The sequence below is a fragment of the Candidatus Accumulibacter propinquus genome, assembly GCF_056856495.1.
Genome location: NZ_JBSEHC010000002.1, coordinates 511244 through 534752, shown reverse-complemented (window position 1 = coordinate 534752; position 23509 = coordinate 511244). Strand labels below are relative to the sequence as shown.

Genomic DNA, 23509 nt, shown 5'->3' with positions numbered 1-23509 from the left:
GTTTAGACCTTTCCGATAAAGAGATTGACGAGAGCGAATGTCTGAATGGCAACCAGGGCCGAACCAGGAATGGTGATCAGCCAGGTAATGGCAATGTCCTTGGCCTTTTTCCAGCGGACGGCTTTCGGTCGCTCCGAAGAGCCGATGCCCATGATGGAGGTCGCGACGACGTGGGTGGTGGACACGGGCGCGCCGATCACCGATGCAGTCATGATGACTATCGCCGAGGTGAGTTGTGAGCTCAGGGCGTGAATCGGACGAACGCGGTAGATCGCGAAGCCGAGGGTACGAACGATACGCCATCCGCCGGAGAGAATCCCCAGCGTAATCGCCGCGGCACACGCCAGCATGACCCAGAAGGGAACTTCAAAACTCGGGATGAAGCCGCCCAGCAACAACGCAAGGGTCAGCATGCCCATGCTCTTTTGTGCGTCGTTGGCCCCGTGCGAAAAAGCCAGCCCGGCGGCGGTTACGAACTGCGCGTAGCGTAGGCCGGTATTGGCCGACGGCTTGGCGGTAAATAAAGCGATGTGCAGCAAGCGCAGCATCAGGAAACCCGCCCAGAAGCCGATGATTGGCGACAGAACCAGGCTGGCCAAGACCTTCATGATACCGGTCAATTGCCCGTGCATCATTTGCGAGAAGCCCCAGACCACATTATCTACGCCGGCCGAAACGACCACTGCGCCGATCAACCCGCCCACCAGCGCGTGCGACGACGACGACGGAATGCCGAAATACCAGGTAGCCAGATTCCAGGCAATGGCTCCCATCAGCCCGCTGATCAGGATGGCCAGCGAGAGAACGGCCTGGACGTCGCCCAGGGTGACGAACTTGCCGATGGTGTTGGCTACCGCCGTACCGCCCAGCAAGGGGCCGAGAAACTCGAAGGTGCCGACGATGATCACTGCCTGCACGGGTGTCATCGCACGCGAAGCGATAATCGTCGCCACGATGTTCGCGGCATCATGAAAGCCGTTGGTGTAGTCGAAAAAAAGGACGATGGCAACAGTTATTATCGTCAGTATCAGTAGTGTGCTCATGAAGCGGCCCTGTGGTGGTTGTCGTGTTTTGAAGCGCGGTGGTCTGAGGAATGTCTTTGCCGCGAAGTGCGCCAGCCGGGTTGCGACTGGCAATATGCCTGGATTCGTTTTCGCGTACTGTTGACCCTCCTTGCCGGAACTTGCAGCAACCGAGAGATTCCGGGCGCACGACGACACGCCACCTTCCGCCAAGCGGCGTCAAGCAGCAAAGCATCGTCCAGTTCGCGTCGTGCTCCCAAATGACATCCCCCCAGATATCAGACTGACTCTTGCTGTCGCCAAACACGGCCGGCGGTCACCGACCACAATTAGCGACGCGTCCAGCGACGCTTAGCTTGCTCTCGTGAGCAATATTCGTGCCGAAAACAGTACAAATTATATAATTGTCTAAATACAATAAGTTATAGCTGTAACTGGGTGTTTGTGCGGGATCAAATGGGGGTGTTACAAAATGCACACCACTGAAATCCAATGTTCATAAAATGAACAATTTCATCAATTTTACAATTAGTTACTTGAATTCACGAGATTGCATTCAAAGTGTCGAAACGTAACACCCCAACTAGGTCTCGGCATGGGATGCTCTTCCAGGCATCCACGGCAAGCCTAGCCGGCAAAGTGATATGTCGGTACGGACGGTTTGTGCTCGCGACAGGCGTCTGCACTGCCGTCGCGTTCGCCGACCCTGGAAACTTCCCCGACTCAGGACTCCGAATGCATGGCTCGTCGCGCCAGGCGTCGGTTGAGTGCTGGGCGTGACAGTCCAAGCAGCGTTGCGGCGACGCCCTGATTGCCCTTTGCCCGCTTGAGGGCCTCCATGACCAGCGCCTCCTCCACTTCGTCGAGCGTCGGAAAGCGTCCCGGGATGACCACCGGCAACCCGTCGGAAGGTTCCGCCGCCGGATAGTCCGCAGTCGCCTTCTGCTGCTTCTGGATGGCCTGACGGAAACTGTCCATGGCCAGCACGGCTCCCCCGCGATGCAGGGCCATGGCGTTGAATACCATCGCCCGCAGTTCGCGGACATTGCCGGGAAAATGATAGTTCGAGAGCAGTGTGATCAGTTCGTTCGAGGGTTCGGGAGCCGGCTTGCCGATCGACGCCGCGGCCTCGTCGAGAAAGTGCTGCAGCAGCAGCGGGATATCCTCCTTGTGCTGGCGCAGCGGCGGCACCTCGATCTGGTGCACCGAGAGGCGAAAGAATAGATCGGAGCGAAACTGACTCTGCCGCATCATCTGCGCCAAATTGCAGTTGGTTGCGCAGACCACGCGCGCATCGCTGGGGCGGGCAACATCGGAGCCCAGCGGAAAATACATGTGTTCCTGAAGCAGGCGCAGCAGTTTGACCTGCGAGGCCATCGACAGGTCACCGATTTCGTCCAGGAACAAGGTGCCGCCGCCGGCCTGGGCAATCAAACCAGCGCGCGACTGATCGGCGCCGGTGAAGGCCCCCTTCTTGTGGCCGAACAGGGTGTCCGAAAAAAGGGTGTCGTCGAGCCCGGCGACATTGACCTGTACGAACTGTCCGGTCAGACCGCTGAGTTTGTGCAGGGCGTGCGCGAACATCTCCTTGCCGGCGCCCGTCTCGCCGGAGATCAGCACCGGCTCGGCGGAGACGGCCACCGCTTCGAGGTACTGGAACAGCGCCCGCATCTTGCGGCTGTTGGTGACGATGCCGGCAAAAGCCTCGTTGTTCTGCAGGCAATCGGAGAGCAGATAATGTTTCAGCACGCCCATCTGTCGCCGCAACGAATGCACCTCGAGCGCGTGCCGGACGCTGGCCACCAGGCGGCTCTCTTCAACCGGCTTGACGAGATAGTCGAAGGCCCCCTCCTTCATGCTGCGGACGGCAGTTTCGACATCCTGGGCAGCCGTCATGACGATCACCGGCACTTCTGGATAGAGATGGACGATGTCCGGCAGCAGTTTGTTGCCGGTAATGTGCGGCATGAAGAGATCCAGGAGTACCGCGCTGGCCTGCTGCCTCTCGAGTGCCGGCAACAGGTCGCGGCTGTCGCCCACCATCTGGATGTTGGCTACCCCGGCGCTGTGCAGTACCGCGGCTGTGGCATGCAGGACCGACTCCTCATCATCGACAAGAAAAACGGGAAGGCTGGCAAACGACTTTTCTTTCATTCACTCCTCCGTGCTCACCGGCAGGTCTATGCTTACCGTGGTGCCGGGATTGTTGTTCGACTCGAAGCGCAATATTCCGCCGTGCCTCTCGACGATCGACGACGAAATCGACAGGCCCAGTCCGGTGCCACCGCTTTCCGCCTTGGTGGTGAAGAAGGGTTCGCCGATCTGCGCCATGACGTCCTCGGCGATCCCTTTTCCCTGATCCTCGACCTGCACGACGATCCGGCCGCTGGCCGGCTCCGCTGTCGCCGAAACCTTGACCGACCGGCTGCGGTCCGGCAACGACTCCAGGGCATTGACGATGACGTTGATGAATACCTGCTCCAGTTGCTGTACATTACCTTTGACCGGCGGCAGCGCTTCCGGCAGTGCCAGCGAAAAGGCGTCGGTGTGTTTGCGAATACGGGTGTCGAGCAGCGTCACCACGGCACTGAGGATTTTCCCGACGTCGGCCAGTTCGTCCATGTGCCCGCGATCCTGTTTGCCCAGGTGCTTGAGGTTATCGACGATCTTCTGAATGCGTTTGGCGTTCTCGCCGATGTCGTTCATACCACGGGCGATGATCTGCCTCGCCCGCTCGAAGCCCAGGCCGGCAAGAACGAAGCTGCCCTGCTCTTGCTCGTACTCGTTGAGGATCGGCAAGGCATCCTGCCAGATCCGCGTCAACAGCGAGGCATTCGCCAGAATGGCGTGATTCGGGTTGTTGATCTCGTGCGCGATGCCGGCCGACAGTACTCCGAGCGAGGCCAGGCGCGCGCTGCGGATGGCCTGCCATTGCAGCTTGCGGTTCTCGGTGATGTCGGTGATCACCACCATCGCAGCCATCACCGCCTTCGCCGAACTGATCGGCACCATCCGGATTTCCCACCACGTGGCGTCGCTCGACCGATACTGAAAATGCTCAATTCGTCCACTCTCGAAAACCTGCCGCAGCTTATGCAGGTAATCACCACGCACATCCGGCGGGAGAATCAGCTCCGATCGCCTCTCGCCGGCGCCGCCGACCGGATAGGGCAAGGGTCGGTTGGTGAGCAGGATATTGGCTTCGCCGTCGACGGTAAAGATCAGGTCCGGCGAATGGTTGAACAGGGTACGCAACTTGGCTTCCGAATCGCGTAGCGCATCTTCGGCCAGCTTGTGATCGGTAATGTCCTCGAGAAAACCAACGATGCGGCTCAAGTCGCAACCCGGCTCGCGCACCGGGAAACCGCAGACGCGCAGCCAGCGTACCCCCTGGCTGGCACGTGTCACCGGCAGAACGACGGTAAAACGCGCACTTTCTGTCTGCAACTGGCCGATGGCCGCAACCAGTGTGCGGCGGTCGTCGGCTTCGAAGACGTCGAGCATCAAGGAGGGCGAGGCGGAATCGAGCCTGGCCTCGCGCCCGGCGATCTGGCGAAACGCCGGGCCGATGTACTCGAGCCGCGTCGCAGCAGCGTTGGTCGCCCAGAAAACGACATCGACCGTTTCGGCCAACTGACGAAACAGCTCTTCGCGCTCGTAGATGGTCTGCGTCAACTGAATCCGATTTTCCAGTTCGCGACGACTGCGCACAAGGTAGAAAGTGAGCAGCGCCGTGAACAGGATACCTCCCAGAAGCACCGACCAGTGGGCCTTGGTAAAGACTTCGGCACTGCGAAAGGTATGGGTTGCCACGCAGGTCACCGTCCAGCTACGGTCGCCGACGGGAATCCTGACCACCATCCGCGGCTGATCCTCGTCGCCCTCCGGCATCAGACCGCTAGCCGTGGCCGCAGCACGCGGCTCCAGGCGGCTGGCGTAGAAGTGGAGGAACTGCGCATCACCGGCCGCCGAATCGTCACGCACCAGTACTTCGACGCCGCGCGGCTCAAGCAGGCTGATGGCCACATGCACCAGTTCTTCGATGTCGTACACACCAATCACGAATCCCAGCGGTTCCCGTTGCTTCACTGGTCCGGCAGTGCCCGTGGCGCCCGGCGCATAGACCGGCAGTGCCGCATAGATGACATACGCCGACTCCCTTCCTGGTCGAGCCATTTCCATGCGTCCGCTGACCGCGACGTTGCCGCTTGCTCTTGCCCTCTGGAATAGTGCTGCCAGTTCGCGCATCGTGTTCAGATCGACACCCCGTGCAATACCGGTTCCCGAACGCGATGCGGAAAGCAGTACCGGCACCCGCAACGTGCCGGCAGCCTCCGCCTGGCCTGCAACCGGCGCCGCCCGAGCCATGCTGCCGGGTGCCGATTCAGGCAGGGCTTGCCGTGGCGAGGTCAGCAGCGGCGCCCACAGCAGACTGTCGATGTACGGGCGGCGTTTGAGAACTGAATCGGTGAAGACCAGGAATTCCTTTTCATCGACTCCCTGCGCTGCATAGAACAGTCCCCGAATTTCCAGCAGCGCGTCCAGGCCCTGATCGACCACCGCGCGCACGGACTGGATGCGGTCACCGGCTGCCCACTGGAATTCCTTGAAGTGGCTGGTCTGCAGCTCCTGCCGCACGTTCCATGACGACAGGCAGGTCAGGAGAACTCCACCGATCGCCACGGCGTAGGCGGCGGCATACTTTCGCAAGTTGTCGAACATGGGGCGGCCATCAGAGGGTTGCGGTACAGGGCTGCGCGGGCGCAACTCCCGAATCGCCACGACCTGTTCCCCGGAAGCTTAGCAGAAAGCGTGTCCGGCAAGAACAGCGGGGAAACGCGGTCGCATTCCCCAGGGCACCAGATCGTGCCGCACCCGCAGGGTCCGGATGGCGTTTCTCGCCACCGAATGTTTACAGCTTGAGCTGAATCGGCTCGGGACCCTGGCCGGCCGGCAGCACCCGCCCCACGCTGGTGGCCCGAGGGTAACCGAGCGCGCGCAGCGCCTGTAGACACGCCTCGGCAGTCTCTGGAGGTACGCTGGCCAGCAGGCCGCCCGCCGTTTCCGGATCGAACAACAACGCATGATTCGGGTGCCGGCAGGCAGCGTCAGATGCGCGCGGAGCGCAACCCGAGCACGGCCCGGCCGCCGGCCACCGACTCGGGAAACCCAGAGCAGCAGTCTCGGCAGCGCCATCGAGAACCGGCAAGGCGTTCAGATCAAGTTCGACAGCGACGCCCGCGCGGCGGGTCATCGCGAGCAACTGGCCATGCAGACCAAGGGTGCTGACCCTGCTGCAGGCACTGGCAGCGTAGGCGTTCAGACACCGGGCTGCCAAGCGGTTGGACTGCAACATCGATAGCAGTGCCGCATCGATCCAGCGGCCCGTGGCCCTTAGACGGAGATGTGCAGCGAGCAAGGTCGCGCTGCCAATCGGCTTGTTCAGGATCAATACCTCACCCGGCCGCATGCTGCCCTTGCCCATCACGCCGGTGAACTGCGCATCGATCAGGCCGTTCACGGCAAGGCCGATGGCCAGTTCCGGGCCCCAGACGGCACGCGCGCCAACCACCGCGCAGTCGGCGCTAGTGAACTCCTCGGCGGCTCCGGACAGGAGTTGGAACAGCGTGTCTTCGACCTTCTCATCAAGGCCTGCCGGCAGTGTCGCGACAATGCTTGCCGAATGTGCTTCGGCACCCCGTACGAAGATGTCGTCGAGCGCATCATTTGCTGCGATGCGCGCGAACAACCAGGGATCGTCGACGAACGCGCCGCAGGAGGCCAGGGTCTGCACCATTGCCTTGCCCGGCGGCACATGCACGATGGCCGCGTGCCCGCCATCCTCCAGGTCGCTCCACACCTCGCCGCAGTTGCGCGCGCGCAGCATCCTGACCACCGTGGCCGCGACCGGGGCGCCGTCACCGCGGCGGATCGCAGCCACCGCGCGCGCCTGTGCGGTTTCACTGGCGTCGAGGGAGATCGCTGGCGCCAGTGGCGTCGGTGGCTCGTCGATTGGCGGCAGATCCTGAAACCCGGCCATGAAGCGACGGTCGATGCGATCTTTCCAACGCCACACCCAGGCGCCCTCGGCACACACCGCGCCGCGCGAAGCCACCGCACGGCGGTCACCGGTGCTGATCAGTGCCAGCCAGCGAGCTTGTGGGCGATAGCGGCGCAAGGACATGGCCAGCAGCGATCGACGCAGGTTCTCGGCCAGTGGCCGCCCCTGCCGGACCGCAAAAACACCGGCTTTTTCCAGTGGTACGTCGATCATCGCTGCACAATCGCCGGCGGCGAAGACCAGTGGATCGCTGACCGTCTGCAAGGTGTCGCCCACCAGGATGAAACCACCGCTGTCCAACGACAAGCCCGTCTCGCGCAGCCAGCCGGCGCCACCGGCCTGGGTCACCCAGATGATTGCGTCGGCAGCCAGGCGCTCGCCGCTACGCGTCGCGAGCTGCGCGTGCGACACCGAACTGACTTCGGCAAGGCGATGCACGACGACTCCGCGCTCAGCCAGGACGCGCTCGAAAGTACGCCGCACGCGTGCATTGTGAGTACTCAGGATCTCGCGGTTCGCGGAGAACAGGTGCAGGCGCAGTTCGTCGGGATCACGCCCCAGCGCCTGCAATTCCCGACGCAGGCGATACTGCATCGCCAGCGTCAGCTCGACGCCGCCGGCACCCGCACCGACCACGGCAATGGTGGTTCCTCCAGGGTGTCCGCAAACCCGCTGCAACAATGCCAGCCAGCCTTCGTTGAAGCAGCGGATCGGTTTGATCGGCAGCACCTTCTCGGCGGCGCCGGCAACGCCGTCCAGCCGGGGTGTCGAGCCGATGTTGATCGACAGGAGGTCATATGCCAGCGGTGGTCGATCGCGACACAACACTCTGCGCCGCTCCCGATCCAGGCCGATCACCTCGTCGCGAAAAAATCGGGCACCGGCAAACACCGCCAACCGGCGCAAGTCGATATGCACCTGGTCGTAGCTGTAGTGTCCGGCGATGTAGCCGGGCAGCATCCCCGAATAGGGAGTATGCGTGTCGGTACAAATTACCGTCAGGCGTACGCCGGGCAGCGGTCGCCTGCCGAACTGCCTGAGTACCCCGACATGGCTGTGTCCGCCGCCGACCAGTACGATATCTCTGAGAATCGTTTCTTCGCCTGCACGCAATGCCAGCACTCCATTGTAAAACCGGCTTCATGTTCTTCGCCAAGCAGCGCACTTTGTACTAGCATGCAGGTCGTTCGCTTCCTTCAGACGGCCAACCTGCGATCGCCATGATACTGCCTCAATCGGAAACACTGCCTGGTCTTGCTGCTCCACGCGCGGACTCGCCGCACGCGTCCCGAGCGAGCCGGCCATGGTGCCCCAAAGGATCGGCACCAGACCAGGTCGCCGTGGGAGATTGTCGGTTGCCTGACTTCGAGAAAGCCGCACATGTGCGATGAAGCCCGAGCAGACCACGCTGATCGCCGAACCGGAGCAGATCGCCGCGCCGGGGCCGAGCGCCGCACGGGAAGCGATCGTCGGAATCAGGCGGAGAGACGCACGCTGTCTTCGTCGTCACCCGACCTGCAGTTTGCCGAGCTTGAAATGCGCGTCGCAGTCGCAGTTCGGCAAAGTGCCGGCAGCATCCAGGGGAACGGTTCCGGGTGGGACAAGCTGATCGTCCCCTTGCCTTGAGAGCTGGGGCTGCGCCCCCTGCAGGACAGCCGCAAAGGACACCCGGCTCGCGCCGCTGAGTTACAATCCCGACCGTCGCCACTGCGATCCGTGAGTTCACGCACCAGCTCGTGCCCGGACAGGATCGGGAACATCGAATCATGAACAGCAACTCTGGGCGCGCCGCGTTTTTCGCCGTCGTCACCGTGATCACCCTGCTCTCGGGGACGTTTGCCTGGCAGAACGCACGCCCTCCCCCTCTCCCGGCAGGCTTTGTCGTCGGCAGCGGGCGCCTGGAGTCTGTGGAAATCGATATCACCACCAGGACTGCCGGGCGAGTCAAGGAAATTCTGGTCAGGGGCGGTGAGCGTGTCGAGCAGGGCCAGATCGTCGCCCGCATGGACACCCAGGCGCTGGAATTCGAGCTCCAGCAACTCCAGACCAGAGTGAAGCAGGCCAGCAACCCCGTTGCGCTGGGAATCGCGGTAGCTCAGCAGAAGCCGGAGAGCAGGATCGGAGCGCTCGCAGTACTGGCCCAAAGACGTCCACTGAAAGCGGCCGCAATGCCACCGATTGAAACCGCACAAGCCCCGGCACCGGAACTGCCTCCGGTGGCTCGGTCCTCGGAATCGCCGGCGACCGACCCTGAATCCTCGATCGAAGCCGCAATCGCGGCAGCGGAGAAGATCCGGGCCGACATTGACGACGCCACCCTCAGGACACCGCGAGGCGGCCGTGTGCAGTCGGGATCGACCGAGCCGGGCGAATTGCTTCCTGCGGGAGGTAAACTGTTGACCATAGTCGATCCGGCGGACGTTGTAATGACCTTCTTTCTGCCGGAAGGCAGCGCAGGAAAGGTCGCGATCGGATCCGAGGTCAGACTGGTGCTGGATGCCGTGCCCCAATACGTGATTCCGGCACGGGTTGCGTCGGTCGAGGGCAGCGCTCAGTTCAAAGTGGCCGAAACCAGCGTCCAACGCCAGCGGCTTGCCTTCCGGAGCAAGGCACAAATTGACCCGGTATTGTTCCGCAAGTACAGGGAGCAACTCAAGGCCGGGCTGCCGGGAGTCGCCTATGTCCGCCTGGAAAGCGCCGCTCAGTGGCCGGAATACCTGCAACTCAAGTTGCCGCAGTGACCACCGGCGGCGATCTCGACTCAGGGAACTGACGTTGTCCGGTTCGGCGCAACGCGCGGCAAGGTCAGCGTGAAGCATGCGCCGTGGCCTGGGGAAGTGTCGACCACGATGCTTCCGCCAAGCACGCTGGTCACCAGGTTGAAGACGATGTACAACCCCAGCCCACTGCCACCCTGCCCCAGACGCGTGGTGAAAAACGGTTCGAAGATGCGGTGGGCCGTGGCCGCGGCGATTCCCACACCGTTGTCTGCACAGCGCAGGACTACCTGAGTCTGATCTTCATCGGTATGGGCATGCAACTCGATGCAGCCGTGCTCGACTGTCGCCAGACCGTGGGTCAGGGCGTTGGCGATCAGGTTCGCAATGACTTGTTCAAGCGGCCCTGGGTAGCTGTCCATCAGCAAGCCGACCGGAATGTCCACGTCAATTCGGTGCTGGCTGCGCTTGAAGGTCGGCCGCAAGGTGACCAACATCTCCTCCACGGTCTGGCGCAGGTCGAAGACGCGGCGTCGGGCGCTGCTCTGATCCACCGCCACCTGCTTGAAGTGGCCGATGAGGTCGGCAGCGCGGGCACTGTTGCGCTCCAGCAGATCGACGGCTTCGCGACCACGGTTGAGGAAGCCCTCCAACTGCGAGCGGCGCAAACTTCCCGATTCGACAGCCTCGGCAAACTCGCGCAACTGCTCGCCCAACAGGCTGGCGACGACGCGACTGTTGCCCAGCGGGGTGTTCAGTTCGTGCGCCACACCGGCAACCAGATTGCCCAGCGCAGCCAGCTTTTCGGTCTGAACCAGTTGCGCCATCGCCTGCCGTAACTCCGAGGTGCGCTCGCTCACCAGTTCTTCGAGGTGTTCCCGGTGCCGCTGCAGTTCGTCCTCGGCCCGCTTGCGCTCGGTGATGTCCGAACCGACGCTGAATACTTCGACCACTTGCCCATTCGCACCGAAGACCGCTCTGTTGGTCCAGGAAACCCATACTCGCTCGCCATCGCGCCGCATGTTCTGGTTGGTGTTGTGTTCAAACGTCTGCGGATTGCGGCAGATGGTTTCCATCAACGGACGCATGTCCCGGCCGTTGCTGCCGGTGAGCGGAACGATGGTGCCGACCACGTGCCGACCCAGCAGTTCCTCCTCGGCATAGCCAAAGAACTTGAGGCCGAACTCGTTGATGAAGGTGATCTGGCCCGCCGGGGTCCAGCGCAGGATGATGCTGTTGGCGTTCTCCACAAGCTCCCGGTACTTGCGCTCGCTCTCCAGCAAAGCCTGCTCTGCGCGCTTGCGCTCGGTGATGTCATCGGCCAGGACCAATACCGCCTGGTGCCCCTCGAACGAGAGTGCATGCGAGATGGTGTCGACGTCGATGGTCGTGCCGTCTTTCCGGCGATGTCGCCAGAACCCCGAGTAGTCGCTGCTCTCTTCGACCGCGACGATGTCCTCGACCAGTAGCGGCGTATCCTCGCCGGTGCCGAGATCGGTGATCCGCATACTCAGAAACTCATCGCGGGAATAGCCATAGCTGGCGACGGCCGCGTCGTTGACTGTCAGGAAGACCAGCGTCTGCAGATCGTATACCCACATCGGGTGCGGGTTGCTGTCGAAGAGCAGCCGGTAGCGTGCCTCGCTTTCCTGCAAGGCCTGATCTGCCTGCTTGCGCCCGGTGACGTCGCGCGCCGTGCCACGATAGCCGGCAAAACCTCCGGCAGCGTCGAACAATGGCTGACCGTTGACGTTGAACCAGCGATCCCCGCCGGACGCCGAACTGATCCGATACTCCAGATCGCGAAAAGGTTGATGCGCGTCAAGCACTGCCCGGTGCGCCTCCCATTCCGCGGCCGTCATGAGGACGGGCAATTCCCAGCGCGTCTTGCCGATCATCTGGTGATGATCAAAACCGCTTTCTGCCAGAGTGGACATGGCCCCGCCGTAAGAGAAGTAGGTGAACCGGAACTGCTCGTCCTGTTCCCAGAACCAGTCCGAAGCCATCGCCGAAAGATCACGGAAGCGCGCTTCACTGGCCCGCAACGCTTCTTCGGCGCGAATGCGCTCGGTAATGTCCAAGGCAACGCCGATCACCTGTACCGTGCCATCATCCGCCCGAACGGAATTGAAATGGGTGTCGAAATAAGTGTCGCCGATCCGGGAGACAAACTGCAGCGCCTCGCCGCCGATAGCCCGACGCGCATGCGCACAGATCTCTGGATACTGGCCGTAGAGTGAGAACAGCGACTGGCCCACTGCCTGGCCCGGCTCGAAACCCGCGCCCGCTACTCCCTTGCCTTCGCTGAAGTGGAAGACTCCCATCTCATCGAATTGAAAGATCACCACCGGGGCGTTGCTGACCACCGACCGGTAGCGCGCCTCACTGGTCGCCAGTTCGCGCTCGCGCTGACGAATGGCCAGCGACATGCGATCGAGATCCGCTGCCAGTTCGTCGAATTCCCTGATCCGCGAAACCGGCCAGCGCTGCTCGTAGTCGCCCTCGGCGATGGCGTGCGTCTGCGCCGTGTAACGACCGATGCGCTGCGCAACCCGGCGCGCCAGCAACAGCGTGGCAATCGTCGCCAGGAGCAGCGCCACCAGAGCGGCGACAGCGAGGGCCCACAGGGTGGACACAAACGGCTTCAGCGCGTCCCCGCGTGGCTGCGCGACGAGGACCGTCCAGCCGAGTTGCGGCACGCTGACCAGCGTCGCGATGAACTTTTCCCCGTCCATGGAGAGGTCATGCGTTGCAAAGTGCCCCTGCAGCGCATCGGAGACGATCGGCAGAGGCCCAGGGTTGGTCTGCAGGCTGTCAAGGCTGGCTTGCGAGCGAGCAACCACCTGCCCCCGGTGATCGAGGATCATGGTCCACATGCCGGCCTCGGTGGGCAGGCTGCCCAGGAACTCCGAGAGCCGGTCAATCGCGACTTCGCCGATCAGCACCTGATCGGCCAGCGGAATCGCAAGGCTGACTACCCGCCGACTGCTGACCACGGATACGAAGATCTCCGACCACACGGGCGCACGTCGTTGCCGCGCCTCGCGCACGAAAGTCAAGCGCGACAGGTCGATTTCCACCCCATCCCCGCGTTGCTGGCGCTCCCCCCGAGGCAATCCAAGCGCAGACACCGTATTCGTCGCATCTACGACGTAGATCGCTGCGAAGACTTCGCCACTGCCGGCATGCGCATCGAGGATCGGCTCGAACCTGAACGGGGCCGGCTGATCACCTCGATGCTGGAGATACTCGGCGACCGCGGACAACTCCCGCCCGGCACTACGCAGGTGCCCCTCGACCTGACCGGAGACGGCGCGCGCCAGGGCCTGGTGACGTGTCTCGATGTCTGCGAGAACCTGCGGCAGCAATACCCATGACAAAATCATAGCCACGAGCAACAGCGGCAGCATTCCCGCCAGCACGAAGCGCAAGGCCAGCCACAGCCAGAGTGAGCGGAAAGGCGACATGCCTCTAGCCGACCATCAGGAAGCGGCTATTATCCACCCGACGAACGCCTTCCGTATTATCCACGCCTGACTCCCAAACGATTCGCCACCCCATTCCCGAGACGGTGAAAGTATTTTTTCGGCGATCAGCGCCCGAGAACCGGAAAAAGCTTGATCAGCCCGTCGGCCATCACTTCGACAGCGATGGCCGCCAGGATCAGGCCCATCAGTCGGGTCATGACGTTGATCCCGGTCTGACCCATGAACCTGCCGATGCGGCCGGCCGCCGACAGCGCCAGCCAGGTCGCCACACCGATCACCAGCCCATACACGACGAGCACCCCGAGTTCCCAGAAGTGGCGGGTCTTTTCAGCGTAGATCACCACCGTCGATATCGACGCCGGGCCAGTCAGCAGCGGAATGGTCAGCGGGACCACGGCAATGCTCGCGCCGGAATCGGCGCGACTGGCGCCCTCGTCGACGTCCTGCGCCCGCGACTCGGCGGGTTGCGCGTTGAGCATGTGCATGGCGCTGATCAGCAACAGCGAGCCGCCGCCGACCTGGAAAGACGCCAGCGAGATGCCGAAGAACTCAAGCACCCGCAACCCAGCCAGGGCGCTGATCGCGATGACGACAAAAGCGGTAAATGACGCGACGCGGACCGTTCTCTGCCTTTGCTCAAGGCTGAAATTGCGCGTGAAATGAATAAAGAAGGGAATCACGCCAATCGGGTTGACGATGGCCAGCAGCGTGACCAGCGGTTTGATCGGGAAATCCATGGCGTAGTCATGCGCGGCTTGAAGCCGGGCGATGGTTGGCGAAGCGCACAGTCTAACGCGATCGGAGCCGAGTGACGGTACGCGTCGCCTTCGGCGCGTGGCGCGGGTACCGGAAACCCGCTCACCCTGGCTTGGGGGTAAGATCCGCCGCTTCTCCTGCCGCGAAGCACACCGATGCAATCCCTGTGGATGCTCCTTGCCAGCCTCCTGTTTGCCTGCATGGGGGTGTGCGTGAAACTGGCTGCCGCCACGCACTCCGCCGTGGAGATCGTGTTTTTCCGCAGCGTCCTGTCTTTGCTCCTGATGTATGCCCTGGTCCGGCTGCGCGGCGTGTCGCTGCAAACACCGCACTGGCGCTGGCAGATCAGCCGCGGCGCGATCGGCTTCGCGGCGCTGTGTGCCTACTTCTGGGCCATCACCCTGCTACCGCTGGCGACCGCGGTGACGCTCAATTACACCTCGGCGATCTTTCTGGCGGTCTATCTGGCGCTTTCCGGCATGCGCCTGAACGTGGGAATTGTCGCAGCGCTGGCGCTCGGGCTGGGCGGCGTGGGTCTACTGCTGAAACCGACCCTGCATGCCGAGCAGTGGCTCGGCGGCGTGACTGGACTGGCTTCCGGTGTTCTTGCCGGCATGGCCTATTTCAGCGTCCGCGAACTCGGTTCGCGTGGCGAACCGGAAACGCGCACGGTGTTCTATTTTTCGCTGGTATCCTCGGTATGCGCCAGCGTCTGGCTGTTGTTTTGCGAGGTCCATCCGTGGGACCTGCGCAGCGGCGCACTGCTGTTCGGTGTGGCGGCTTTCGCCACCGCCGCCCAACTGGCGATGACCCATGCTTACGCCGGTAGCCGGACGCTGTTGGCCGCCGCCCTGGCCTACAGTACGGTCGTTTTTGCCAGCGTGTTCGGGATGCTGCTCTGGAACGAGGCGCATGACGGCTGGACCTGGCTGGCAATGGCACTGATCGTGATCTCCGGCCTTACCGCCACGCATTTCTCGCCCGGCAGTCCGGCTACACGGTCGTCGGCACCACCAAATCAGCCAGCGATCGAGTCCTCACCGACACCTGCAGGCAATACTCAAGCCTCCGGGAAGAGCCGCGCCAGTCGGACTTCGTAGATCGCCCGCGCAGCCGCCAGGCAGCGCGGGTTGCCGGTAGCCAGCAGGTCCGCATAGACCAGGGCCGGCGGGACCGTGTCGCGCTGCCCGATGCTGGACAGGGAGCGGCCCCAGAACGGCTTGCGCACTTCAAGCAGGTTCTGGTACGCGACGGGGCCTGCCGCTGCGAGCTTCTGCTGGGCCACCAGTCGTGCCGACAACTTCTCGGCATAGATCGTCAGCACGCTCGGTTGCAGGTCGCAGGCGAGCAGTGTTGCCGCCGGCTCGCCGCCCCAGCGCGCCTGCGCCGGATGCAGCTGCCAGTCGGCCCAGGCAGCAAAACCGGCAGCACGATAACGACCGGTCAAGCCACTCCCGCGCAGGCCAAGGGCATATGCCTGTGCCCAGTCGTCGAGTAGCCGCTTGCTGGCGTTGAGGCGCCGCCGCCTATCGACGACCGTCAGTGATCCATCCCGCTGCAGATCGGCCAAGACCTCCGGTACCGTCCGCGGGGAAACATCTGCCGCACCGGCAAGTACGCGATAAGGCGCTGCCGCCAACTCGGAATCGCAGATCAGCGCAAAAAGAACCTTCAGCCGGCTGGCGATGAAGCCTTTGTCGGTGCGCACGGAGCTCCGCCGGTCGTCAGGCTTCCGCCCACTGACATAGACGAAAAGACCCCGAGCTTCCAGATAGGCATTACCCGCGGTATCCGCGAACTGTTGTTCCTGTTCACGCAACCGGTGGGCAACCGGCCGCGTGACATGATCCGTGATCAGGAGCAGGGGCGGATCGCCGACGTCAACCGGCTGTCGCAACTGCGTCACCACAGATCCAAGGCTGTCGGACGTGACCTTGCACCGGACTTCGGCGGCGTAATCGGTGCCACATCTGTCCTTGTGCACGCCCAGGCAGGTCGCCGATCGCCAACGGCCTTCTTCGCTGCCGTCCTGTTTCTGTACCGAAACCATCAGGCCGTGTCCGCGCAATGCTTGCGCGGCCTTTTCGAGAAGCGTGCTTGCTTTTTGTGCATTCATGGCGCTGCCGGCGACTCGTCTGGTGAACAGCACGGAATTATGACCGCTGCGGTTTCGATGTTCAAGCCGGAGCGGGTCAATCGACACCTCCCGCGCTCGCTTCCGGGATCCGCGATCCACTCACCGCCTGCACGGTTGCCTTGCGGTCGATCCTGCCCCAGCCCACCAGCACCCCACGCAGCGAGGTCAGGGTGCTCTTGATGGCCACGTAGTACATCAGCTGCCGGTAGAAGAAGCGTTGCCAGAACAACCAGATCAGCAGCCACCAACTTTCCTTGCGCTCCAGGGTAAAAGCCAGAATGGCCGCCAGGTAGTCCACGGTCACGAACAGCGCGTAGTAGAACAACACCCGCCACAAGGCGTCCGGGGAATACTCTTCCGGGTGTTGCCAGTGATTGAACGCCGCCGACCCCAGCGACCCGATCAGCAGCAGGTCCATGATCGGCGAGACCAGCGGGAACAGGACCTGGAACACGATCACGTTCGGCAGGGCGACAAAGCCCAGCGCGCCGTATCGGGGCCTGAACAGCACGTCGCGATGCTTCCACGACGCCTGCATGGTGCCGTACATCCAGCGGTAGCGTTGCCGGATGAAGCCGCGCACGGTATCGGGCGCCTCGGTGAGGGCCACCGCCTCGTCCTCATAGACGATCGCGTACCCCAGTTTGCGGATCGCCAGGGTCAGATCCGCGTCTTCCGCCAGGGTCAGGTCGGTAAAGCCGCCGACCCGCTCGATCAACTCTCGCCGCCAGGCGCCCACTGCCCCAGGTACCACGGTAATGCAGTTGAGAACGTCGAAGGCCCGCCGGTCCAGGTTCTGGCTGGTGATGTACTCCAGCGCTTGCCAGCGGGTCAGCAGATTGATCCGGTTGCCGACCTTGGTGTTGCCGGCGACCGCGCCGATCTTTGGATCGACGAAATGCCGGACCAGTTTGACAATCGTGTCGCGGGTAAACACCGTGTCGGCATCGAGGGCCACCACGATCTCGGCATTGGACTGCGCCATCCCGAAATTGAGCGCCGCCGGCTTGCCGCCATTGACCACCGAGTACACCCGCACGCGCGGGTCGCCAGCAAAAGCCTCGCGCGCCACACGATAGGTGGCATCGCTGGAACCGTCATCAACGACGATGATCTCGAGCTTCCGGGGCGTCTCGCAAGCGAGCAGCGAGGCTATGGTCTGAACGATCACCTTTTCCTCGTTGTAGGCCGGGATCACCAGGGTGACCGTTGGCGAATATTCCGGGTCGAAGACCTCGCGACGCTGCTGCCAACGCTGATAAATGGCCAGCGTGCCGACAAACAACAAGCGTGCAATGCCCAGCACGATGCCCAGCAGGAATAACCAGTGGACCGTCGCCGCCGACCAGTTGAGCACCGCAAAGGCCGCTCCGTCCAGCCAGATCCGCCAGCGGGTTTCCGGTGGCACCGGTGGCATCAGCGCGTCGCGGCTGCGCCCGAGCAGTTCGGAAACGCTGACGAACTGGAAGCCCCGTCGCCGCAATTCCTCGACGATGCGGGGGATCGCCTGCACCGTCTGGCTGCGATCACCACCGGAATCATGCAACAGCACGATGTTGCCTTCACCGCGCTCCGCCTGCTCGACGGTACGCCGGACGATCTCGGCGACCCCCGGGCGTTTCCAGTCATCCGGATCGATCTGCATGCCGACCACCAGATAACCCTGCTCGGCGGCCAGCTCGATGGGGCGCACCTGGTCGATGGTCTCCGGCTCGGCGTCTACCGCGTAGGGCGGACGGAACAGCAGCGAATGGCGGCCGACCACGCTGGCCAGCAGATGCTGGGTCGCCGAGAGTTCGAGCTGGAACTGCATCGGCGAGATGGTCGAAATGTTGGGGTGGGTGAAAGTGTGATTGCCGATTTCGTGGCCTTCGTCAAGCATGCGGCGCAGCAGCTCCGGATGCATCTGACCATTCACGCCCATGATGAAAAAGGCTGCCGGCACTCCCGCCAGGCGCAAGGCATCCAGCACCTGCGGGGTGTACTGAAGATCGGGACCATCGTCAAAGGTCAACACGACCTTGCGCTCCGCGCCGCCGTGACGGGTGATGACGTAGGGTGAAGGGAAAGCCGTGAACCGCTCGGTACTGATCAGCCCGCGCTTGGGGTCGAATTCGATAATCCGACTGCCGGTCTGTGGTTTTGCCGTGACTTCAAGGATCTCGCCCTTGCCTTCATAGTCCACGCCGTAGGCAAAGCGGATATCGCCGAGTGCCGCGGCGCGTACCGCATCGAGGGGGGTGTCCTTGCCGAAGATCTGCCACAACGCCGGATCTTCACTGCCCAACCGCCACAGGGCGACGCCGCGCGGCTGCAGGGTACGGATTGCCAGCAACTGGTTGAAGGCGGTCACGGCGTCGAGCATCCACACGTGGTGAATGCGGTCGTTGTCGTCGGCATAGGCGAAAGTCGGATTCAGGGACCCCGGATCCAGTCTGATTCTGCCTTCCGACTCCTTGGCCACCAGCACCGCCTCCTCGAAGGTTCGCTCCTCGGCGGGCTGGCCCTGTTGCCAGTCATAGGCGTAATTGCCGATGGCCACGATCATCTTCTCGGCGGGTATGTCGCGCTGCCGTTGCCGCAGCACACTGGCGAACCACGGCAAACTGGCGATCGGACCGGGCGCGCCGGTCGCCCAGTGTTCGTCGTAGGCCATCAGAATCAGGTAATCGGCGCTACGCACCAGGCGACGGTAATCAAAGGCCGGGTCACTGGCCGGGACATTGACCGAGACCAGCAGGTTTTTCGGGTGCATGGCGGCGTACAGTTCCGCCATGAAACGCTGGAAATCGGGCTGGGCCTTGGTCGACACGTTTTCGAAGTCGATGCTGATGCCGGCAAAGCGGTTACGCTCCACATAGGCGACCAATTGTTCGATGGTGCGCGCCCGCGCTGCCGGCCTGGCCAACATGCGTGCCAGCTTGGCACCCTCCCAATCGTGGCCGTTCCAGTTGTTGACCAGGGGCACGATCGACACCTCGGGGCGACGGGCACGGACGTAGTCGGTCACCTGCGCGGTTCGTGTCGGATCGTTCTCCCGCAGCGACCCGTCCTCGGCTGCGAGATGCAGCCATTCGGCGATCACCATGTCCAGACTGCCCAGGTTTTCCTTGAGAGAACTCAAGCTGGAGTCGTCCCAGTTGACAAAGAACCCGATCGCCAGAGCCTGACGACGGGCAACCGGGCCCGCCTTGCGCGACTGCAACAATTGTTTCAGTTCGCGTGCACGCTCGCTCGCCAACCTGTTCTGGACATTACGCAGGGCGCGCTCGCGGCGGGTCAGTGGACGCTCGGGAGCCAGCGCAGGCACCGCCGGCAAGGCATGTGCGCCTTGCGGCAGAAAGCTGACCCCCGACAGATTCAGCGCCGGGAGCACCGGACTGACGAGGATGCTCAGTACCAGCGCGCCCAGCAATAATGACAGGGTCAGGCCGATCAGCGTCATTCCCAGCCGCAGGCGCGGCCAGCGCTTGCTGGCCGGATCGAAGAAGACCGGTTTGGCGGCGCGCAGGCTTACCGCCCGGCTGGGCGGGCAATCGTCAGGACGCCGCGGCGACATGATGAGTTCCTGGCCTGCGGACGGCCAGCGTTCGCCGCTGAGGGTTGGCAGACGCTCGGCCGAGGTGCGCGCTCGGGTTCGGCTGTCCGGCTTGCGGCGCCCGGCTGCGGACTACGGTCAGTGACCACGGTGGCAAGCGCAGATGCAGCGGCGCCTGATGGCCAGTCAGCAGGCGGTGTTGCTGCGGGTGACTGCGCTGCGGGCGCCCGAACGCCCCATTGGCCCGCCACCGATACTGGGTGGCCGAGAACTGGTACAGATCCGCCGGGCCCTGCAGCGGGGTGAACGCGTTCACCTCGGGACCGGCGAAGTGCAGCGCAACGGTCCTTTGCCGCTGCGGATCCTTGTTGACCAGCAGTACCGACCACAAGCCATCGGGACGCCGCAGCGCATAGGCGTTCACCGGCGAAACGCCGCCCGCCGCTTCGTCATCGACCCGGGTGCGATAGACAGCGTGGACTTGCGTCGGGCTTCCCGCCCATTGACGCGCCAGCATCCTGGCGCCGTGATAGGTGGCGGTACGGGCCAGAATCTTTCGCCGCTGGTCGGACAGGAACAGGGTGTTCGTACCCCAGGTGTCGCAATCCGGCCCCTTGTCCAGGGGGCCGGGTTCATAGCCGTACAGATAGGCGACGGCACCGCCCTCGGTGAGGAATGTCCCAACGACATCAGCGTTGAACAGCGCGCCGGGCAGATCAACTGCGGTCTGCGTCGAGAAGGCCGAGTAACCGTACTCGGTCATCAATAGCGGCGTGCCGCGAGGCAGACCCTGTTGGTAAAGCTCCGCCATCGCCTCCGTCAGCAATCCCGGCGCTTGTCGCAACTGTTCCGCGGGCGGCGTACACACCTCGTCGAAGGGATACCATTCGAAGGACAGGAAACCGAGGTCGGCGGCGCGCCCGCGCCCGCGCAGATAATCGAGCAGGCGGGCCAGCCACGGTCGGTCGGGAGCGACCGAGGTCCCGGACCAGGCCATCATCGGTGCATCCCACAAGGACTGGAAAGACGGTCCCCCGAGGATCACTTCCGGATCGACCGCGCGCAAGGCATCGGTCACCTGCAGGTAGAGGGCGCCATAGTCTTCCGGAGCCACGTACTGGCCATCCGGTTCCTCGCCCAGTTCAACACCGCGAATCGGATAAGCGCGTCGCCGCAGGTAGCGCAGGAACGCAGCGGCGTTGTCCGCCCAGGCGATGCGCATCGCGTCCACAGGCGTCTTCTTTCCGAGATCGACGATCAGCCACTGTGGATGGCGGCTGTTGTCCTCACCAGTGAAACTGCGGTCCAGATAGGGATTGCTCTTCCAGAAGGTGTCAAGATCGCCGTCGGCCAGTCGCGAGTAACCGTTGTCTTCGGCCTGGTCGACGGTGTTCCCGCGGCGCGGCAAACGGTAACCAAACGACGCCAGAATCGGCGCGCCGGGTTGGTCGTCGGAAGTCCAGTAGCCTCGCGCGTGCTCGCTGTCGCTCCAGCGGCCGCGTGGATTCCAGTGCCAGGCCTCGACGCCCAACTCGGTACGCAGACGATAGCTGAGTGGACGCAGGCCTACCGAGCGCATGGCACGCAGGTTCCTCGGTCGGTAGATGGCTGCCGCATCACCGCGCGAGTGCCCATCGACCCCGGCACCAAGCGCAACCGCGGGCACAAAGGTGTTGCTCGGTCCACTGGTCAGGTCAATGGTCACCCTGGCCGGCGCTTCCGCTCCGAAACTGGATAGCGGACTGGCCAGGGTCAAGGCGATGATCAATGCAGCAATTCGACGGGAGGAGAAATCATGCATGCTTGCATACCCGCTGAGACGACCGTCGCCTGTCCCTCCAGCCGTTCTCCGCCTGGACGGAGCCGCATTATACTCACGCCAATGGGGTGACGTGCGCCTCGCCACCCGTTGCCGGGAAATAGCAGATCCTGCGCCAACATCCCTTCAGCAGGGTGATGAAAAAGGCCGACACAGGTAGGCTGGCTTTCTCGAACCTCACCCGCCCACCGCCGATGGCTTCCAGCAAGGCCAGGCCACGACTGCGAACGAGGTAACTATCGCCCGCAGCCAGGAAGATGTCAGCGGCCTCACCGGCGATGGTCAGCCACACCACACCCGATGTGCAGCGAATTCGCACCCCCCGGGCGGACAGCAAGCGAATGGGTGCGTCGGCGGCGAGGCAAAGCTCACTGTTGAAGAGGTCGAGGTCCATGGCGGTTTCTCCTTGTGTTGACGTCGAGGAGTGTAGGGTAGTTGGCTCAAAGGGTACAGTTACAATATAATCCAATTGTAACCGGTACAATTTTGAATTTGGCGAATTGTACTGGCCATTGCGCGTCGCAACTGTACTGGTGAGACTGATGGAAAATGAACTTTTGCGTTACGAACGGCTGGCCGAGGATCTGGGCGGCATCATCGTGGCCGGCAACCTGCGGCCCGGCGAGCGTTTACCTTCGGTGCGGCGCCTGTCGCGCGAGCGGCGACTCTCCGTGTCGACCGTGCTGCAGGCCTTGCGCCGGCTCGAAGACCGAGGCCTGGTCGAGGCGCGGCCGCAGTCGGGGTACTTCGTGCGCCATACGCTAGCACGCAGATCACAACCGAACGCCAGGTCAACCCCGGAAGCACCGGTACCGGTCGATGTCAGCCAGCGGCTGATGCGGGTATTGCAGACCAGCATGCAACCCGGGGTCGCCCCGCTGGCGGCCGCCCTGCCCGCGTGCTCGCCTGTTGCCACTGGCTGCCCTGCAGCGACTCTACGGCGGCGTCGCACGCCGACATCCCCACCTGCTCGAAGGCGGCAGCCATGTCAACATGGATGCGCCGGCGCTGGTCCGTCAGTTGGTGCTACGGTCGGTGGGATGGGCCGGACCCCTGGCGGCGAGCGAGTTCGTGATCACCAATTCCTGTACCGAAGCCCTGGGACTCTGCCTGCGGGCGGTGACGCAGCCGGGAGACACGGTTGCGGTCGAATCACCGGCCTATTACCTGATGCTGCAGTTGCTCGAAACGCTCGGGCTGAAGGCGCTCGAAATTCCCACCGACCCGCACAGTGGCCTGTCGATCGAGGCCCTTGATCTGGCCACTCGCCAAGGCAAGGTTGCTGCTTGTCTGCTGGTGCCCAACGCCAGTAATCCATTGGGCAGCATCATGCCGGACGAGCACAAGCGCCGCCTCGCCAGGCTGTCTGCAGAACGCGACCTGGCCGTCATCGAGGATGACATCTATGGCGATCTCCACTTCTGCAACGAGCGTCCACGGCCGATCAAGGCGTTCGACACGACCGGCAATGTGATGCTCTGCTCGTCGTTTTCCAAGTGCCTGTCACCGGCGCTACGCATCGGCTTCGTGGCTGCCGGCCGCTACCGGGCACGCATCGCCTTGCAGAAGACCATTACCAGCGGCGCCACCAATCCGGTCACGCAACAGGTCCTGGCGGAGTACCTGGAATCAGGCGCCTACGAGCGCCACATGCGCGGTCTGCGACGGACCTACGAGCGGCAGGTCGAGGCCATGCGGGCGTCGGTGGCCAGGCACCTCCCGGCCGCCACACGCCTTACCGCCCCGCAGGGTGGCTTCGTCCTGTGGGTCGAGCTGCCCGAAGAGGTGGACACGACCGCGCTGCACGACCGCGCGATCGCGGCCGGCGTCGGCTACGTCCCGGGCGAGCTCTTTTCGGCCAGCGGCATGTATCGCAATTGTCTGCGACTCAACTGCGGCAACCCGCACACCCCCGAGATCGAGGATGCCGTGCGTCGCCTCGGCGCGCTGGTCGCGCCGTGACTTCGGGGC

General features: G+C 63.3%; 13 protein-coding genes and 1 pseudogene. 4 read left to right on the top strand and 10 right to left on the bottom strand.

The annotated features are described in order from the left end of the window. Nucleotides 1–2: 2 nt before the first annotated feature. The 4 genes from AC15MQ_RS04815 to selD form a co-directional block, all read right to left on the bottom strand. Nucleotides 3–1043, bottom strand: coding sequence for an inorganic phosphate transporter (locus tag AC15MQ_RS04815; RefSeq protein ID WP_483079486.1), 1041 nt, complete (start codon nucleotides 1041–1043; stop codon nucleotides 3–5). Between the two features lie 702 nt (nucleotides 1044–1745). After that, on the bottom strand, nucleotides 1746–3176 hold the full coding sequence (locus tag AC15MQ_RS04810) for a sigma-54-dependent transcriptional regulator (protein WP_287671348.1): 1431 nt from the start codon (nucleotides 3174–3176) through the stop codon (nucleotides 1746–1748). Next, nucleotides 3177–5744 carry an ATP-binding protein gene (locus tag AC15MQ_RS04805; protein ID WP_483079485.1) on the bottom strand — a complete coding sequence of 856 codons (2568 nt, stop codon included), beginning with the start codon at nucleotides 5742–5744 and terminating at the stop codon, nucleotides 3177–3179. A 190-nt stretch (nucleotides 5745–5934) separates the two neighbouring features. Beyond that, the gene (gene selD / locus AC15MQ_RS04800; protein ID WP_483079484.1) at nucleotides 5935–8205 is read right to left on the bottom strand and encodes a selenide, water dikinase SelD; all 2271 of its coding nucleotides are present in this window, start codon (nucleotides 8203–8205) and stop codon (nucleotides 5935–5937) included. A gap of 644 nt (nucleotides 8206–8849) precedes the next feature. On the opposite strand from selD, the gene AC15MQ_RS04795 reads away from it, so the two are divergent. Continuing rightward, nucleotides 8850–9824: an HlyD family secretion protein gene (locus AC15MQ_RS04795; protein ID WP_483079483.1), complete on the top strand. Its 975-nt coding sequence runs from the start codon at nucleotides 8850–8852 to the stop codon at nucleotides 9822–9824. A 20-nt stretch (nucleotides 9825–9844) separates the two neighbouring features. Here AC15MQ_RS04795 and AC15MQ_RS04790 read toward each other — a convergent pair whose 3' ends face one another. Together AC15MQ_RS04790 and AC15MQ_RS04785 are read right to left on the bottom strand one after the other, a co-directional pair. After that, a complete protein-coding gene (locus AC15MQ_RS04790) occupies nucleotides 9845–13267 on the bottom strand; it encodes a PAS domain S-box protein (RefSeq protein ID WP_483079482.1) in 3423 nt (1140 codons plus the stop codon). A gap of 125 nt (nucleotides 13268–13392) precedes the next feature. After that, a complete protein-coding gene (locus AC15MQ_RS04785) occupies nucleotides 13393–14025 on the bottom strand; it encodes a MarC family protein (RefSeq protein WP_483079481.1) in 633 nt (210 codons plus the stop codon). A gap of 174 nt (nucleotides 14026–14199) precedes the next feature. Between AC15MQ_RS04785 and AC15MQ_RS04780 the strand changes: the two genes are divergently transcribed. Continuing rightward, complete coding sequence (locus tag AC15MQ_RS04780) at nucleotides 14200–15144, top strand: DMT family transporter (RefSeq protein WP_483079480.1); 945 nt, start codon at nucleotides 14200–14202, stop codon at nucleotides 15142–15144. Here AC15MQ_RS04780 and AC15MQ_RS04775 read toward each other — a convergent pair. The 4 genes from AC15MQ_RS04775 to AC15MQ_RS04760 form a co-directional block, all read right to left on the bottom strand. Further along, nucleotides 15105–16160, bottom strand: coding sequence for a type IV toxin-antitoxin system AbiEi family antitoxin (locus AC15MQ_RS04775; protein ID WP_483079479.1), 1056 nt, complete (start codon nucleotides 16158–16160; stop codon nucleotides 15105–15107). The two genes, AC15MQ_RS04780 and AC15MQ_RS04775, sit on opposite strands and share 40 nt — an antisense overlap. A 76-nt stretch (nucleotides 16161–16236) precedes the next feature. Further along, nucleotides 16237–19740 (bottom strand): trifunctional glycoside hydrolase family 18/polysaccharide deacetylase/glycosyltransferase family 2 protein, encoded by a 3504-nt coding sequence (locus AC15MQ_RS04770; RefSeq protein ID WP_483079478.1) that lies wholly within the window; start codon nucleotides 19738–19740, stop codon nucleotides 16237–16239. Beyond that, nucleotides 19721–21520, bottom strand: coding sequence for a discoidin domain-containing protein (locus AC15MQ_RS04765; RefSeq protein WP_483079477.1), 1800 nt, complete (start codon nucleotides 21518–21520; stop codon nucleotides 19721–19723). The genes AC15MQ_RS04770 and AC15MQ_RS04765 overlap by 20 nt, the downstream gene beginning before the upstream one ends. 73 nt (nucleotides 21521–21593) lie before the next feature. Further along, entirely contained in the window at nucleotides 21594–21932 is a 339-nt protein-coding gene (locus AC15MQ_RS04760; protein WP_483079476.1) for a DUF2917 domain-containing protein, read from the bottom strand. 148 nt (nucleotides 21933–22080) lie between these two features. Between AC15MQ_RS04760 and AC15MQ_RS04755 the strand changes: the two are divergent. Both AC15MQ_RS04755 and AC15MQ_RS04750 read left to right on the top strand, forming a co-directional pair. Next, nucleotides 22081–22230, top strand: a pseudogene (locus tag AC15MQ_RS04755) (GntR family transcriptional regulator); the annotation flags it as partial. A 217-nt stretch (nucleotides 22231–22447) separates the two neighbouring features. Then, nucleotides 22448–23500 (top strand): aminotransferase-like domain-containing protein, encoded by a 1053-nt coding sequence (locus tag AC15MQ_RS04750; protein ID WP_483079475.1) that lies wholly within the window; start codon nucleotides 22448–22450, stop codon nucleotides 23498–23500. Nucleotides 23501–23509: the final 9 nt, after the last annotated feature.

Bases quoted from the DNA above. Each gene is read 5' to 3' on its own strand.
- AC15MQ_RS04770 (WP_483079478.1), bottom strand. From the start codon at position 19,740: ATGTCGCCGCGGCGTCCTGACGATTGCCCGCCCAGCCGGGCGGTAAGC.
- AC15MQ_RS04780 (WP_483079480.1), top strand. From the start codon at position 14,200: ATGCAATCCCTGTGGATGCTCCTTGCCAGCCTCCTGTTTGCCTGCATG.
- AC15MQ_RS04815 (WP_483079486.1), bottom strand. From the start codon at position 1,043: ATGAGCACACTACTGATACTGACGATAATAACTGTTGCCATCGTCCTT.
- AC15MQ_RS04795 (WP_483079483.1), top strand. From the start codon at position 8,850: ATGAACAGCAACTCTGGGCGCGCCGCGTTTTTCGCCGTCGTCACCGTG.
- AC15MQ_RS04765 (WP_483079477.1), bottom strand. From the start codon at position 21,520: ATGCATGATTTCTCCTCCCGTCGAATTGCTGCATTGATCATCGCCTTG.
- AC15MQ_RS04775 (WP_483079479.1), bottom strand. From the start codon at position 16,160: ATGAATGCACAAAAAGCAAGCACGCTTCTCGAAAAGGCCGCGCAAGCA.
- AC15MQ_RS04805 (WP_483079485.1), bottom strand. From the start codon at position 5,744: ATGTTCGACAACTTGCGAAAGTATGCCGCCGCCTACGCCGTGGCGATC.
- AC15MQ_RS04760 (WP_483079476.1), bottom strand. From the start codon at position 21,932: ATGGACCTCGACCTCTTCAACAGTGAGCTTTGCCTCGCCGCCGACGCA.
- AC15MQ_RS04810 (WP_287671348.1), bottom strand. From the start codon at position 3,176: ATGAAAGAAAAGTCGTTTGCCAGCCTTCCCGTTTTTCTTGTCGATGAT.
- AC15MQ_RS04785 (WP_483079481.1), bottom strand. From the start codon at position 14,025: ATGGATTTCCCGATCAAACCGCTGGTCACGCTGCTGGCCATCGTCAAC.
- AC15MQ_RS04790 (WP_483079482.1), bottom strand. From the start codon at position 13,267: ATGTCGCCTTTCCGCTCACTCTGGCTGTGGCTGGCCTTGCGCTTCGTG.